Source organism: Caballeronia hypogeia (assembly GCF_001544875.2).
Classification (GTDB): domain Bacteria; phylum Pseudomonadota; class Gammaproteobacteria; order Burkholderiales; family Burkholderiaceae; genus Caballeronia; species Caballeronia hypogeia.
On sequence record NZ_FCOA02000015.1, the window covers coordinates 33,506 to 47,437 of the forward strand.

A 13,932-nucleotide genomic window follows, 5' to 3' on the forward strand; every position below is an offset into this window, starting at 1 on the left:
CATGCGCGCTAGCTCGCGGTGCGCGTCGCCAAAGCCTTCGCGAATCGAGGATCGCTCAGATACGCGACGTTGAAGCGAAACCACGGCGACGCATTGATGGCATGCGCGGAGAAGATCGTTCCGGGCGCCAGGATCACGTGCTTCTCCAGCATCGTTCTGGCGAAGGCAATCGAATCGTCGCGGCCCGGCAGGCGGGCCCATAGATAAAGGCTCTGATCGCTCACCTTGAAGATGGTCGCGTTCAAACGCGTCAGCGCCTCGACGCCCGCCGCCGTCGCGCGCTTGAGCCGGTCCTGCAAGCGGTTCGTATGACGCAGAAAGTGCCCGTCGCTCACGATCGCGTCGAGCGTGCGTTCGCAGTATTCGCTGCTGCTCACGTGCGTGAGCATCTTCACGTCGGCGAGATCGCTGGCGAGACTGGCATCGCAGGCAAGAAAGCCCACGCGCAGCGCCGCCGAGACCGACTTGGAAAAGCTGCCGATGTAAATCGTCCGGCGCAGTTGGTCGAGTGCGCTGATGCGCGTGGCCGACCGTGGCTTCAGATCCGCCAGCGCGTCGTTCTCCACGACGATCAGATCGTGCGCCTCCGCCAGTTGCAAAATGCGATGCGCCTTCGCCGCGCTGATATCCGTCGCGGTCGGATTGTGCCCGACCGACTGTGTGAAGAAGAGCCGCGGCCGATGCGTCTTCAGTCGCTCTTCGAGCGCCGCGATATCGGGTCCGTCGACGCCGCGCGGCACGCCGACGATATTCGCGCCCGACAGCTTGAGCTTGCCGAAGAGCGCGTAATAGCCGGGATCGTCCACGAGCACGGTGTCACCCGCGCGCACGAAGTAGCGCACGACCATGTCCATTGCCTGATTCGCGCCGTGCGTGAGGACGATCTGTTGCGGCGCAGCCTCGATCTCGTAGCCGGCGAGCTTCTGCTGCAAATGCTGACGCAAAGGCAGATAGCCGAAGCGGCTGCCATAGCGAAAGAGCGATGCGACGCCGGTACGCACCACGCGCTGATGAAAGTGATCGAGCCGCGTTTCTTCGAGCCAGGCGACCGGCGGAAATCCCTCGCCGAGATTGAGAAAATCCGGCTTGCTCTGCAACTGTTCGCGCATGAGCCAGACGGAATCCATCGCGCGATCGAGCGTCGGCGCATCTTCGACCGGCTGCTGCGGCTTCGCCACGCTCGCGACGTAAAAGCCCGCGCCGCGACGAGGCTCGATGAGCCCGTTTGCCGTCAGCATGTCGAATGCGCTGATGACGGTATTCTTCGCGCAGCCGTTCGCCTCGGCGTATTCCCTGATCGACGGGAGTTTGTCTCCCGCACGCAAGACACCTTCGGTGATCTGTCTGGCGAGATTGTCCGCGAGTGTCGCCGACAGGCTCGACTTCTCATGTCGCATCGTATTGGCCTGTTCTGAAAGTCCCACGACCGTACTGGGTACAGTGTGTTCGCTGTTTGTCGAAATTGTACCTTTCCAATGGGTACAGTCAGCCTATTATTCGCCCATCCGGTGCGTCGCTGCAAGCGGCGCAAAAAGACAGTCGAAGCACACACATCCAGACAGCAGAGGAAGACACATGATCGATTCGAAGTTGCCGAATTTCCGCGCGATGTCGCCCGCGCAGCGCCTCTCCCATATCGCGCAGGCGGCGGACCTCGACGACGCCGAACACGCGTTGCTCGCCAGGCCCGGCGCGCTGCCGCTCGACACCGCGAACGGCATGATCGAGAACGTCGTCGGCACGTTCGAATTGCCGATGGCGGTCGCCGGCTACTTCCAGATCAACGGTCGCGACGTGCTGGTGCCAATGGCCGTGGAAGAGCCGTCGATCGTCGCGGCGGCGTCGTTCATGGCGAAGCTCGCGCGCGACGCGGGCGGCTTCCGCACGTCGAGCACCGGGCCGCTGATGCGCGCGCAGGTGCAGATCGTCGGCGTGTCGGATCCGTATGGCGCGCGGCTCGCGATCCTCAAGCATCGCGACGAACTGATCGAGATGGCCAACGCGCGCGACAAGGTGCTGATCGGTCTGGGCGGCGGCTGCCGCGATATCGAAGTGCATGTATTCCCGGACACGCCGCGCGGCGCGATGGTCGTCGCGCATCTGATCGTCGACGTGCGCGACGCGATGGGCGCGAACACCGTCAACACAATGGCGGAAACGGTCGCGGGCCGCATCGAGGAGATCACGGGCGGCAAGGTGCGATTGCGCATTCTTTCGAATCTCGCCGATCTGCGCCTTGCGCGCGCGCAAGTGCGCTACAGCGCCGCGACGCTGCAAACGAAGGAATACGCGGGCGAGGACGTGATCGCCGGCGTCGTCGATGCCTACCTCTTCGCCGCCATCGATCCGTACCGCGCCGCGACGCACAACAAGGGCATCATGAACGGCATCGATCCGGTGATCGTCGCGACCGGCAACGACTGGCGCGCGGTCGAAGCGGGCGCGCATGCCTACGCTAGCCGCGGCGGGCGCTATACGTCGTTGACGACGTGGGAAGTGGCGAACAACGGCGACCTCGTCGGCACGATCGAAATGCCAATGCCGGTCGGTCTCGTCGGCGGCGCAACCAAGACGCACCCGCTCGCGCGGCTCGCGCTGAAGATCATGAACGTGAGCTCGGCGCAGGAACTCGGCGAGATCGCCGTCGCGGTCGGGCTCGCGCAGAACATGGGCGCGTTGCGCGCGCTATCGACGGAAGGCATCCAGCGCGGCCACATGGCGCTGCACGCACGCAATATCGCGCTGGCGGCGGGCGCGAGCGGCGCGGATATCGACTGGGTCGTGAAGAAGATGGTCGCCGCGCGCAACGTGAGCGTCGATTACGGTATGAGCCTTCTGCAAGGACCGCGCGATGAATGACATGCCGAAGCGCGTGCGTATCGTCGAGGTCGGGCCGCGCGACGGCTTGCAGAACGAGCCGTCGCATGTGTCGGCCGAGGTGAAGGCGGCGCTCATCGAGCGCCTGATCGATGCAGGCGTGCGTTATGTCGAAGCCGCGTCGTTCGTGTCGCCGAAGTGGGTGCCGCAAATGGCCGATGGCGCGCAGGTGCTCGAACGCGTATCGGCGAAAGCGCGCGCAACCGGCACGACGCTCGCCGCGCTCGTGCCGAACATCAGGGGACTCGAAGCCGCGCTCGCATCGAGGGTCGATGAAATCGCGGTCTTCGCGGCGGCGTCGGAATCGTTCTCGCGGAAGAACATCAACTGCTCGATCGATGAAAGCATCGCGCGCTTCGAGCCGGTGATCGCGGCCGCGCGCGAGGCGAACGTGCGCGTTCGCGGCTACGTGTCGTGCGTGCTCGGCTGTCCGTTCGAAGGCGAGATCGCGCCGCAAGCGGTTGCGCGCGTCGCGAAAAAGCTCTTCGATTCGGGCTGTTACGAGATCAGTCTCGGCGATACCATCGGCGCGGGCACGCCATCGAAGACGCAGGCGATGCTCGATGCGTGCATCGAGCATATTCCCGTCGCCGCGCTGGCCGGGCACTTTCACGACACGTGGGGCATGGCCGCCGCGAACGTGCTCGCGGCATTGCAACGCGGCGTCGCCGTGTTCGACGCTTCGGTGTCCGGCATCGGCGGATGTCCGTATTCGCCGGGCGCGACGGGCAATGTCGCGACGGAGGACATCGTCTATCTGTGCGAGGGCATGGGCATCGAAACGGGCATCGACCTGGAGACGCTCGCGCAAGCCGGCGCGTACATTTCGACGGCATTAAAGCGGGAGACGTCATCGCGTGTAGCGCGCGCGCTCGAAGCACGACGCCGCCGGCAAGAAAAGCAGCGTATCTAACAACTCCATCCAAGGAGGAGACATGGAACAGCAACTCGCCGCGCACGAGCGCGGTCAGGCGCACTCGCTAAGCGCCGAGACAATGGACTACAAGCTTGTCGAAATATGGGGCGACACCGTCGACACGCGGCATCTCGCATGGTCGGTCGTGCTCGGCATCGCGATCAGCTATGGCGCGTTCGCGCTCGCGAATCGCGTGCTCGTCGCGTATGTGCCCGATGCCGCGATGGCCCGCGCCTACGCGATGCTCGTCGGTCTCGGCGGCTGTCTGATCGCGGGCGCGGTCTGCGCGAAGCTCTTCAGGCCGAAGCGCGAAGTGATCGAACAGGCGCACGGCGCGGCGGGCCGCGAAGAAGTGCTGAAACAGCTCGCGAGCGAGGCGGGCGGGCTCGGACGCGTCGCGGACCTGCCGCCGGCGGTCGTATCGGAGATGAAGGAGCTCGGTCTTTACGAGCTATTCGCCGAGTATGAAAAACGCGACGAAAAACGCGAAGGAGCACGCTGATGGAACCGTTCGTCACTCAACTGCTCGTCGCGCTCGGCATGGGACTCATCGGCGCGATCGTGTTCTCGGGCATCGGCCTGATTTCCGGCACGGATGAAACCACGACGCTCGCGCCGCTCACCTTGCTCGTCGTGCTGCTCGGCGTGCCGCCTGTCGGCGTGTTCTCGTTCTTCATGGCGGGCGCGGTGTCGAAGCACATGACGCACGCCATTCCCACGGCGCTGCTTGGCATCCCCGGCGATACGCTCGCGACGCCCCTGCTGCAACAGGCGACGATGCTGCGCAATCTCGGCGTGCCGCACATTGCGTTGCGCAAGATGATCTCGGGCGCGATCGTCGCGGCGTTCGTGGCCGTGCCGCTCGCGGTGCTTTTCGCCGTGCTGCTCGCGCCGTTCGGGCCGGTCATCACGAAGGCGGCGCCCTGGGTGTTTCTCGCGGCATCGATCTTCATTGCGTATTTCTCTTCGGGCCGCTGGGCTTCGGTGTTCCTGCTCGTGCCGTTCGTGCTGGTGATCGTCGGATTGCAGGCGCTGACGGGCAAGTACGGCGTGAAGCTGTCCGTGAGCTACTTCCTCGGCATCGCGATCGGGCCGCTCATCGCCGATCTGTTCTCGATTCTCTCGCCCGCGGATCGCGCCCGCATGCGTCGCGAACGCGTGCGTACGTTCTCGCTCGCGCCGGACGTGAAGGGCTGGAGCGGCTACTTCCCCAACCCGCTGAAAGTACTCGACGGCCAGCAACGCGGCTGGGTGGCGGCGACCGCGGCGGTATCGAGCGCGACGTTCGTGTTCAGCCCGGTCGCGATGACGGTCGTGCTCGGCGAACTCGTCGGCTCGCGCGTGAAGCATGCGTATCACCGGCTGACGACGGTGATCTCGGCACGCAACGGCGTGACTGAAGCGACGTACATCGCCGAGGCGCTGATTCCACTGATCGCGTTCGGCCTGCCGTTGAGCCCGGTCGCGGCCGGGCCCGCCGCGCCGCTTTTCAACGCACCGCCGCGCTTTTTTGTCGATACGGCCACGGGCCACATCAACAACCTGCACACGATGATGACGACGTGGCAGTTCCTCGGTTTCGGCCTGCTCGCGGTCGTGCTGGCGGCGCTCGTCGCGTATCCGCTGTCGATGAATTACGCGCATCGCGCGGCTTCGTTCGTCGCGAGGAAACTGAGTCACGAAGCGATCATCGCGACGTTCGTCGGCCTGATCGTCGTGATCAGCGTGTGGGAAGGGCAGTTGCTCGGCCTGCTCGTGATTCTGAGCGTCGGCTTGCTCGGCGGGTTGTTGTCGCGCAATTTCGGCTTCAACACCGGCGTGCAGTTCATGGGCTATTACACGGCGGTGTTGAGCGTGCCCGCGTTGACGAAGGCGTTTGGCGCATAACGGCAAAAGCGGCGCGCGTCTCTCGGAGAGCGCGCCGCATGTTGAGAGCGCTCCGGCAACGATGTCGGGGTGATCTTGCGAGCGTCCCTTCTCCGCCCGCCGTCAGCATATTCACTTCCGCCACGCTGCCGCGATCGTGCGGCTTTGCAATCCGCGCCCTGTCGTTCGTCTTCTAGTGACACCGACCGGAGAGTGCGATGAGCGGACGCGATTTCTTTGAGCAGAGGCCCCTTCCGGCCATCGACGGGTTGCGGATCGGAGAGTTGATCGGATTCAGCGGCGACGGCGCGTCGCCGCTCGTCGTCTATCCCGATCAGCCCGCGGGCACGGCGCTCGTCGCGCGAACGATCGTAGACCTGCGCGGCATGCATCTCGGTCGACAAGTGGCGCTGATGTTCGAAGCGGGCGATCCGAGCCGTCCGATCATCATCGGCTGTCTCTTTGGGTCCCAGGCCTGGCCGTTCGACGAAGCGCCCGCGCAGGTTGAGGTCGACGTCGACGGCAGACGGCTTGTCCTGACGACGAAAGAGGAAATGGTGCTGCGCTGCGGCAAGGCGAGCATCACGCTCATGTCCGACGGACAGGTCCGCATACGCGGTAGAAGTGTCCTGAGCAGTGCGTCCGGCACGAACCGCATCATTGGCGGATCTGTGCAGATCAACTGATGCGCCCGGCCATGGAACCGATCGAAGCGGGCACGCTCAGACGGTCGCGACCGCTGGCCGAGCCAGTCGCGCATACGGCGAGTGGCGCCTTGTTCAACGTGCTGGAGCAACATGTCGAAGACGCGGCCGCACTGCGCAAGATCCGCTCGCGCATCGTGCGCGCGCCGCACGTAAGACTTCCTGATCTGGCTCGATTCGACGAGCGCATCGCGGCGCACCTCGACGGCATTGCCGTAGCGGGCCGGGAAGGCGTACGCATGAGCATTCAGGCGCTCGAACGCGCGGGTAAGGGAGAGCTTTTCACCGCTGCCATCGGATGCATCGAGTGGCAGTCGAACCCGGCGATTCTGCGGCTGATCGCGCTCGGCCAGGCCGTGCCCGATGCCCGGCCCGGACTTCATTCGGCGTTCGGCTGGGTGAGCGCCCGCCGTCTCGCCGGCGTCGTCTCGACGCTGCTGGCGGACGACGATCCGGCCACGCGGCTCGCCGGACTCGAAGGATGCCTGCAGCATCGCGTGAATCCGAAGCGGCATCTCGACACCGCGCTCGTCTCCGAAGACCCCGTATTGCGAGCCCGGGCGCTGCGTTGCGCCGGCGAGATCGGCCGCGTCGATCGGCTCGAGGCATGTCAGTCCTGTTTCGATGACCCGGACTCGTCGTGCCGATTCCATGCCGCCCGGTCCGCGCTGCTGCTCGGCGATCGCGAGGTGGCGCTCGATGTCATTCGCGACATCTCGCTCACGACTTCGACCTTCGGCGATGCCGCGCTCGCGCTCGCGGTGAGTGTGCTTCCGGCTGCCGAGGCCCATCGCTGGCTGGAGCCGATCGCGGCACATCCGGAGGATGCGCGCAGGCTGATTCGCGCGATCGGCTTCACCGGCGATCCGCGTTATGTGCAATGGCTGATCGGCCATATGCGCGACGACCGCCTCGCCCGGCTCGCGGGCGAGAGCTTCAGCCTGATCACGGGCGCGGACCTCGTTGCGCTTCAGCTCGTGCGCCCGGTGCCGCCGGCGGCCACCACCGACGATGAGAACGATCTCGACGACGCGGCCCGGGAGGAAGACGATGGTGCGCCGTGGCCCGACCCCGACAAGACGGGCAAGTGGTGGGACGCAAACAAGGCGCGCATGCCCTGCAACGTGCGCCATCTCATGGGCGCGTTGCCATCGAAAGCACAATGCATCGAGGTTTTGAGGCACGGCACGCAGCGGCAACGAGCAGCGGCGGCAATTCAGTTGCGCCTCGCCGATCCGCGCGGCGTGCTGTTCAATTGCGCCGCGCCTGCGTGGCGTCAGAGGCGCGTATTGCAGGCCATGGCGTGACGGTCTTTCGAATCGGACGTTTGTGCATCGGACGGCGACGGTGATTTCGGCACTGTCGACGGCCTGACAGGAATCCAGGACATGTGGCGACTGACGAACGATACGAAGTACGCGGGCGGGCGAGTCTGGGGCCGCGACAAGGAAGGCGTTCACGAGTGGATCGTAGTCGTCAAGGGCACGTTCGACATTCTGTCAGACGGCAAACTGGTGCGGGCGGAGAAACAGGTGGAGCCGCTGCTCGTGGCCGAGTCCAACGGAGAGGACGGAAAGTCCAGCCTTCGATACGAAGCGGATCTGGTCGGTCCCAAACCGACTACCGACATATTGCTGAACGGCACCGCCTATGCGCCGAAAGGCAGACCCGCAACGGAGTTTCTCGTTTCGCTGCGCGTCGCGGATGTGTACAAGCAAATCAAGGTCGTTGGCGATCGAACCTGGAAGCGCGGCCTGCTTGGCAACGGACCGTCGGGGGCGGCGCCGGTTGTCCGAGTGCCCATCGCGTACGAGCGCGCGTACGGAGGCTTCGATCAATCGGATCCCGACCCGATCAGGCAGCGCCTCGATACGCGCAATCCGGTCGGCTGCGGCCTGATTACCCGCGAGGGTTCGCCGGTGCCCAATTTCGAGTATCCGGCCGCAAGCATGGAAAAGGCCGGTCCGGCCGGCTTTGGCCCGCTGGCGAGTTACTGGTCGCCCCGGCGGGAGTGGCAGGGCACCTACGACGACGTCTGGAAGAAGGGCCGCTTCCCGCTGCTGCCAGCGGATTGGGATCCACGATCATTGCTGTGCGCTCCAGCCGACCAGCGCCCTGCGCAACACTTGCGCGGCGGCGAACTGGTGGAACTGGAGAACCTGACGCCGGACGGCAAACTGAGCTTCCGGCTCCCCAAGATGTACTTCGGGTTCCGAACGATCATAGACAATCGCCTGGAGCGGCACAGCGGCAGGCTGGTGACGGTGATCATCGAGCCGGATTATCCGCGCGTCATCCTGGTTTGGCAGTCGGTGCTGGCGGTGCGCAACGAAGTCGATTACCTGGACGAAACGACCGTCACCGAGAAGCAATACCGCGGCAGCCAGGCATTCGATGGCTAACCCGATTCACATCGCCGGCGTCGGCGCGAGGACACCCGTGGGCTTGCAGGCAGCGTCCGCGGCGGCGGCTGTTCGGGCGGGAATTGCGGGCCTCATCGAGCATCCCTACATGGTCGATTGCACGGGCGCACCGATGCCGTGCGCCCCCGATGCGCAAATCGATCCTGAAATCGTCGGGTCCGAGCGTTTTATTTTGTTGGCGGAAGGGGCGTTGCGCGAAGCGTGCGAGCCGCTCGAGGACGTCAGGCGGCAACAACTCGCGATACCTCTGTTCCTGGGCTTGCCGGAAATCCGCCCCGGCTTCCCGGAGCAGGATGCGCTCGCGATCCGATCGGGAGTGGCGCGGTTCGAAGGGCTGCCGATCAGGCTTTCGGCAGTCACTGCATTCATCGAAGGGCATGCTTCCGGCCTGTCGGCTCTGACGGCGGCCGTCCGCCAATTGAACCAGGGCTCATTCGAGATGTGCCTCGTCGGTGGCGTGGAAAGTTATCTCAATGCGGACACCATGGAATGGCTCGATGAAAACCGGCAACTCGCCGGAACCGTTTCCCGCTCCGGATTTATTCCGGGGGAAGCAGCGGGCTTTTGCCTGGTCATGACCGATCAATGCCGGCGGCGACTCGGGTTGAACAGTCTGGCGGCGGTGCAGGCATGTGCAATCGGCAAAGAAGCGAAGCTGATCAAGACACAGGACATATGCCTCGGGGAAGGACTATCCGCGACGGTACGCAACGCGTTGGACGGCGTGGTCCTGTCCGGTGAACGGATCACCGATATCTATTGCGACATAAACGGAGAGCGCTATCGCGGAGAGGAATGGGGATTCGTTTGTTTGCGGCACTCGAACTATTTCGACGATCCCCTCGACTACGTCTCGCCCGCCAACCTTTGGGGTGATGTGGGTGCGGCATCGGCGCCGTTATTCATGATGCTTGCCTGCCAGGCCACCGCGCGGGGTTATGCGAAAGGGCCGCGCACGATGCTCTGGGTGAGTTCGGAAAAGGGTTTGCGCGCCGCGGCGGTGCTTGAAACGGAGGCCGCGCCAAAGCCTAAGGGGTACTCGCGATGAGTCGGACTGTCGGCATCAATCCGCCGAAAACGCCCTGCACGACCGAAGCCCGTGGCATGGCCAAATGCACGATTCCGAATGTCTGCAAGATGCCTGGGCCACCGGCGCCGTTTGTTCCCACGCCACTGCCCAACATCGGCAAGTCCAATCTCTCCCCGAAGGGATATACCACCACGGTCGAGCTAGAGGGGCAGACGGTGGCGATCCGGGGCGCCACGTTCGAGAGCATTGGCGATATCGCCAGCAAGGGGACGGGCGGCGGCTTGATCTCCTCCAACACCCAGGGGCCGACGAAGTTCATCACGCCCGGTTCCATGGACGTGCAGATGGAGGGGAAGGGGGTGCAGTTGCTCGGGGAACCGATGCTCAACAACTGCGGGCCGAGCGGGAGCCCGCCGAACACCGGCGCGACGATGGCGGGGTTCGACACGTTTGACAGCCCACAGGGAGATGCTCTCAAGAAGATCGTCTGCGACTGCGACAAGAAGGTTAAGCAAGCACCAGCTGGCCAGCCGCAAAAGACGTGCAGTCAGCTCGGCACGGAGAAGCACAAGTGCTGCGATGACGCGATTAAGGCGCCACCGAAAAAAGAAGGCATCGAAGGTGAACAAGGCTTCGGCACGAAAAAAGACGGCCACCCACCCTTGACGAAGACCCGGAGCCAAATGTTTCATGAGGGAGGCGGAAAAGCCCTGCGGGGCACCTGTTGGCCCGATGCCACGATCACAGGCTCGGATAACAAGAAGAGGTTTGTCGATTTCAAATTCCGGTGCCCCCCTAATACACCGGTGAGAAAGAAGAAGAAAGGCGGCGTAAGCTATTTCATGACGGGGCCCACACCTGGTCTGTTTCCCACCTGGACCATATATAAGGGGGGAGGGAGCCAATTACAAAAGTACAAGGATGTTGGGGCGATGAACGGCGTCACGAAAGAGCCAGAGTGTATGACTACGGAGAATTGTCCATAATGAAGACACTCAATTGGAACAAGTTCGAAATCACCACCCTGCGGGGGCACCACGCGGCAGTGCCTGCCCTCTGCTGTTTCTTTTATATGGATGGTTATGTCCATGAAATCGCCGGAGAGCTCGCGCGTGGCGTTGAACGCTACATCGAATTTGTCGGGCTCGATTCGCTGAAGAGCTACGCGTCCAGGAGCGGTGTTTGGAAGCCCATGAGCAAACGCCAGTTGGACAAGGATCTCAGGCATCTGCGTGACTTTCCCAAAGATCATATTGCGGATCACATTCGATACGATGCTGGTGAAGGGGGGCAGCCAGGAGGATTCGGCGTCCATATCTCGACAGACGTCTACAACGACCTTTTCCCGAACCAGGCCGGTCTCATGCGCTTCGACTTGCCGCCTCAGTGGCTCGATGAGCATGAGGTCGAGGACGTAATCGAATTCGTCTCGGATGTATGTCAGATCGCACATGTTCAGTCGGGCCAGGTGGGGCTGAGCTTCAAGACCACTCCGGGCTCTCAAAGCACCGCGAAGCCGGAGATCCTCAAGATGCTCCCGCGTTATTTCGGCTTCAGCCCTTGCGATTTCAGTCTGCGCGACCACATGGGCGGACATACTCTGACGGCGCACTGGCTCAACTATGTGAATGACGCACTTGCCGCAATGGCTGGCGGGGAGGAGACGATCGTCCGCGCACTGCCCGACTGTGAGGTTCGCAAACTGCCCAAAGGCGTGCTGATCCGAGGGGCCAAATTGCCGCCCATAGGCGATATCAATCGTAAAGCGCCGGATTTGGGCTGGCTTCCTGAGGTCGCGCGAATTCTCAAGCCCACGCGGGTCGATATCTCGACAACGTTTTTGGGGCAGGAGGACTTCGACGCCGTCCATTGGATCGAACGTATGGACGACCTATACACACGACCCTGGGACAACTCCGACAACGGTCAGGAGCCTTGAGGCCCACTTCCACGCCTGGTGAACCATGTTATCAAGACCATTTATCACCACCTGCCATTCAGCCCCGGATCCAGGCGGCGACAACCTCCAGGTGACTGTGAGTTTCGAACCGGTGAAGCAACTGACCGAGGAGCTCCTCGACCGTCTCCGGCGTCCGTTTCAGGCGCTGGCAGACATGGGGCAATGGGGCGGCATGGCCGGCGAGACGTTCCCGCCTCAGACCTCGACAATGGTCCTGATGACCGATGGCATGAAGGTGGGCCCTTTCGCTGTTCGCTGGGACTTCAACACGATGAATGTAGATCGGGGTACGGCGTTCGTGATACAGAACATCGTCCACAATCTCCATCTCTTTGTCGCGCCGGTTTTATCGTTGGTGATTCGCAGCCCATTGGTGCGCGACGGTGCGCCGGTTCAGGAAGACCTTCCCTGGGACTACGAGCCCTATCCATTCGTGGTCCAGGACGGAAGAGAGACCGGCACCGTGACGGTTGACGTTGACTTCGCGGCTCGACAGGCGTCAACCGCAGCGGAGCCGTTTCGCGAGGGCTGGGAGGGCTGGTACGGAGTTGCGGCGCACGGCGGGTTCTGCAGCGCGAGCTATCCACCGGAAGATAATTCGATTCATATCGAAGACGATTTGCAAGTGCTCAGCGACGGCATCGGTGCTGCGCTTGACGATGTAGCGATCGACGACGCAGGCTTCGCTTGCCTCATCAACATGCTGCAAACCCTGCATCATCGGCTCACCCCGATCGCCGAAGTCACGATAGAGTGAATCCCGACCGCACCATGCGAACCGACGAGCAAACCGACGAGCAAACCGACGAGCAAACCGACGAGCAAACCGAGTACGACGAGTTGCCGTACAAATCGATGCCCATCGAGTGGACCGCGCCGGAGCGCCTTGCGCTCGCCGCCCTTCTGCATGGCGGACCGCGTGCGCGGCTGAATGGCTATCGGGTGCTGGAGCTCGGATGCGCTGACGGAGCCAATCTCAGCCGATGGCCTCATTCCGTCCGAATGCCACTTTCGTGGGGATAGACGGAGCTCGAAGTCAGATTGCGCTGGCCAATCGAAAAAAGGAGGCGCTTGGCCTCGAAAATGTCGAGTTCGTGACGGCGGACCTTTGCGCCGCACACGAACATGTTTCCGGAAAGTTCGACTTCATCATCGCGCATGGTGTTTTTTCATGGATTCCCGACGCAACGCGAGATGCCATGCTCGAGTTCTGCGCGCGGCATCTGCGGCACGACGGCCTGTTCTATCTCAACTACAACACCTATCCCGGATGGCACGTGCGCGGGCTGATACGGCGGCTCCTCTTATCGAGGACTCGAACGGGATCGAGCTTGCGCGAGCGGGCGTTGCTCGCTCAGGAAATCGCGGCGCAGCTCGCCCAATCGATTCGCGCTGGCGATCATCCCTTCACTCAGCTTCTTGTGAGGGAGCTCGACTTCGTGTCGGAGCATCACTTCTCCTATATCGCTCATGAGTATCTGGCTGCCGACAATCACGCGTACTGGCGCAGCGAGTTCTTACGATTGGTCGCTGAACACGGCTTTGAATACGTGGCTGACGCAGACTTCAGTTATCCGACTGGCCGCGTGACAGCGGGTGCGATCCCGCAATGCCTGGAACAGAGCCCATCCGGTCTTGAGGTCGACGACGACGCGATGGACCTTCTCTGTTATCGGCAGCTTCATTCGCCGATTCTGTGTCTCGCCCCGTTGGCCCGCCGTCCGCACTCGCTTGCGGAGTTCTCCGAGCTCACGATCGCATCCGCGCTCAGCGCCTGTGCGACCGAAGGCGAAGGCTCGAACATATTTCGCCATCCTTCGGGCTATGAGGTCGAAACCAGGGACAGCGGAATGCAAGCCGCGCTCACGCGACTTCGGACGCTGTGGCCAAACGGGATGCGGATAGGCGACTTGTTCCGCGACGTCGAGTCCGTCATGGATGATCTCAGGTTGCTGCATCAAAACGGTCTCATCGAGCTGCGTTGTCTGGACGCGGGCGAAACTCACGGGATGGCGGAACGTTTAAATAGACTGGAAGCACAGCAAGGCAACTACATAACGACCGCATATCACACTCGCGAGGCCGTTCCGGCCGGGTTGGCGGAGACGTCGCTGTACGGTCGCGCAACGGCTTCTTGAATTCGCCCGCCGGCACAA

At 62.9% G+C, this 13,932-nt stretch carries 14 protein-coding genes; 13 read left to right on the forward strand and 1 reads right to left on the reverse strand.

The features are described 5' to 3' along the window. Positions 1-8: 8 nt before the first annotated feature. On the reverse strand, positions 9-1,397 hold the full coding sequence (locus tag AWB79_RS21405; RefSeq protein ID WP_061169448.1) for an aminotransferase-like domain-containing protein: 1,389 nt from the start codon (positions 1,395-1,397) through the stop codon (positions 9-11). 43 nt (positions 1,398-1,440) lie between these two features. Here AWB79_RS21405 and AWB79_RS21410 point away from each other — a divergent pair, with 43 nt between their 5' ends. The 13 genes from AWB79_RS21410 (at position 1,441) to AWB79_RS21465 (ending at position 13,914) form a co-directional block, all read left to right on the forward strand. Then, positions 1,441-2,859, forward strand: coding sequence for a hydroxymethylglutaryl-CoA reductase, degradative (locus tag AWB79_RS21410; protein WP_269767986.1), 1,419 nt, complete (start codon positions 1,441-1,443; stop codon positions 2,857-2,859). Then, positions 2,852-3,790, forward strand: coding sequence for a hydroxymethylglutaryl-CoA lyase (locus tag AWB79_RS21415; RefSeq protein WP_061169450.1), 939 nt, complete (start codon positions 2,852-2,854; stop codon positions 3,788-3,790). The genes AWB79_RS21410 and AWB79_RS21415 overlap by 8 nt, the downstream gene beginning before the upstream one ends. Before the next feature lie 22 nt (positions 3,791-3,812). Continuing rightward, positions 3,813-4,295 (forward strand): hypothetical protein, encoded by a 483-nt coding sequence (locus tag AWB79_RS21420; protein ID WP_061169451.1) that lies wholly within the window; start codon positions 3,813-3,815, stop codon positions 4,293-4,295. Then, on the forward strand, positions 4,295-5,680 hold the full coding sequence (locus AWB79_RS21425; RefSeq protein WP_061169452.1) for a tripartite tricarboxylate transporter permease: 1,386 nt from the start codon (positions 4,295-4,297) through the stop codon (positions 5,678-5,680). The genes AWB79_RS21420 and AWB79_RS21425 overlap by 1 nt, the downstream gene beginning before the upstream one ends. A gap of 197 nt (positions 5,681-5,877) precedes the next feature. After that, positions 5,878-6,345, forward strand: a complete 468-nt coding sequence (locus AWB79_RS21430) for a DUF6484 domain-containing protein (protein WP_061169453.1) — start codon at positions 5,878-5,880, stop codon at positions 6,343-6,345. 11 nt (positions 6,346-6,356) lie between these two features. Then, positions 6,357-7,670: a TIGR02270 family protein gene (locus tag AWB79_RS21435; RefSeq protein ID WP_061169454.1), complete on the forward strand. Its 1,314-nt coding sequence runs from the start codon at positions 6,357-6,359 to the stop codon at positions 7,668-7,670. A gap of 81 nt (positions 7,671-7,751) precedes the next feature. Continuing rightward, the gene (locus tag AWB79_RS21440; RefSeq protein WP_061169455.1) at positions 7,752-8,765 is read left to right on the forward strand and encodes a DUF2169 family type VI secretion system accessory protein; all 1,014 of its coding nucleotides are present in this window, start codon (positions 7,752-7,754) and stop codon (positions 8,763-8,765) included. After that, positions 8,758-9,834 (forward strand): beta-ketoacyl synthase N-terminal-like domain-containing protein, encoded by a 1,077-nt coding sequence (locus AWB79_RS21445; RefSeq protein ID WP_061169456.1) that lies wholly within the window; start codon positions 8,758-8,760, stop codon positions 9,832-9,834. The genes AWB79_RS21440 and AWB79_RS21445 overlap by 8 nt, the downstream gene beginning before the upstream one ends. Continuing rightward, positions 9,831-10,802 (forward strand): PAAR-like domain-containing protein, encoded by a 972-nt coding sequence (locus AWB79_RS21450; protein WP_082862420.1) that lies wholly within the window; start codon positions 9,831-9,833, stop codon positions 10,800-10,802. The genes AWB79_RS21445 and AWB79_RS21450 overlap by 4 nt, the downstream gene beginning before the upstream one ends. Then, positions 10,802-11,755, forward strand: coding sequence for a type VI immunity family protein (locus AWB79_RS21455; RefSeq protein ID WP_061169458.1), 954 nt, complete (start codon positions 10,802-10,804; stop codon positions 11,753-11,755). Before AWB79_RS21450 ends, AWB79_RS21455 begins: the two co-directional genes overlap by 1 nt. 25 nt (positions 11,756-11,780) lie before the next feature. Next, entirely contained in the window at positions 11,781-12,533 is a 753-nt protein-coding gene (locus AWB79_RS21460; protein WP_157695818.1) for a hypothetical protein, read from the forward strand. A 14-nt stretch (positions 12,534-12,547) separates the two neighbouring features. Further along, complete coding sequence (locus AWB79_RS38390) at positions 12,548-12,799, forward strand: hypothetical protein (RefSeq protein WP_157695819.1); 252 nt, start codon at positions 12,548-12,550, stop codon at positions 12,797-12,799. Next, positions 12,760-13,914, forward strand: coding sequence for a methyltransferase (locus tag AWB79_RS21465; protein WP_082862421.1), 1,155 nt, complete (start codon positions 12,760-12,762; stop codon positions 13,912-13,914). Before AWB79_RS38390 ends, AWB79_RS21465 begins: the two co-directional genes overlap by 40 nt. The last annotated feature ends 18 nt before the right edge of the window (positions 13,915-13,932 follow it).

Coding starts and splice junctions, on each gene's coding strand:
- AWB79_RS21405 (WP_061169448.1), bottom strand. CDS start 1,397: ATGCGACATGAGAAGTCGAGCCTGTCGGCGACACTCGCGGACAATCTC.
- AWB79_RS21415 (WP_061169450.1), top strand. CDS start 2,852: ATGAATGACATGCCGAAGCGCGTGCGTATCGTCGAGGTCGGGCCGCGC.
- AWB79_RS21420 (WP_061169451.1), top strand. CDS start 3,813: ATGGAACAGCAACTCGCCGCGCACGAGCGCGGTCAGGCGCACTCGCTA.
- AWB79_RS21425 (WP_061169452.1), top strand. CDS start 4,295: ATGGAACCGTTCGTCACTCAACTGCTCGTCGCGCTCGGCATGGGACTC.
- AWB79_RS21430 (WP_061169453.1), top strand. CDS start 5,878: ATGAGCGGACGCGATTTCTTTGAGCAGAGGCCCCTTCCGGCCATCGAC.
- AWB79_RS21435 (WP_061169454.1), top strand. CDS start 6,357: ATGGAACCGATCGAAGCGGGCACGCTCAGACGGTCGCGACCGCTGGCC.
- AWB79_RS21440 (WP_061169455.1), top strand. CDS start 7,752: ATGTGGCGACTGACGAACGATACGAAGTACGCGGGCGGGCGAGTCTGG.
- AWB79_RS21445 (WP_061169456.1), top strand. CDS start 8,758: ATGGCTAACCCGATTCACATCGCCGGCGTCGGCGCGAGGACACCCGTG.
- AWB79_RS21450 (WP_082862420.1), top strand. CDS start 9,831: ATGAGTCGGACTGTCGGCATCAATCCGCCGAAAACGCCCTGCACGACC.
- AWB79_RS21455 (WP_061169458.1), top strand. CDS start 10,802: ATGAAGACACTCAATTGGAACAAGTTCGAAATCACCACCCTGCGGGGG.
- AWB79_RS21460 (WP_157695818.1), top strand. CDS start 11,781: ATGTTATCAAGACCATTTATCACCACCTGCCATTCAGCCCCGGATCCA.
- AWB79_RS38390 (WP_157695819.1), top strand. CDS start 12,548: ATGCGAACCGACGAGCAAACCGACGAGCAAACCGACGAGCAAACCGAC.
- AWB79_RS21465 (WP_082862421.1), top strand. CDS start 12,760: ATGGCCTCATTCCGTCCGAATGCCACTTTCGTGGGGATAGACGGAGCT.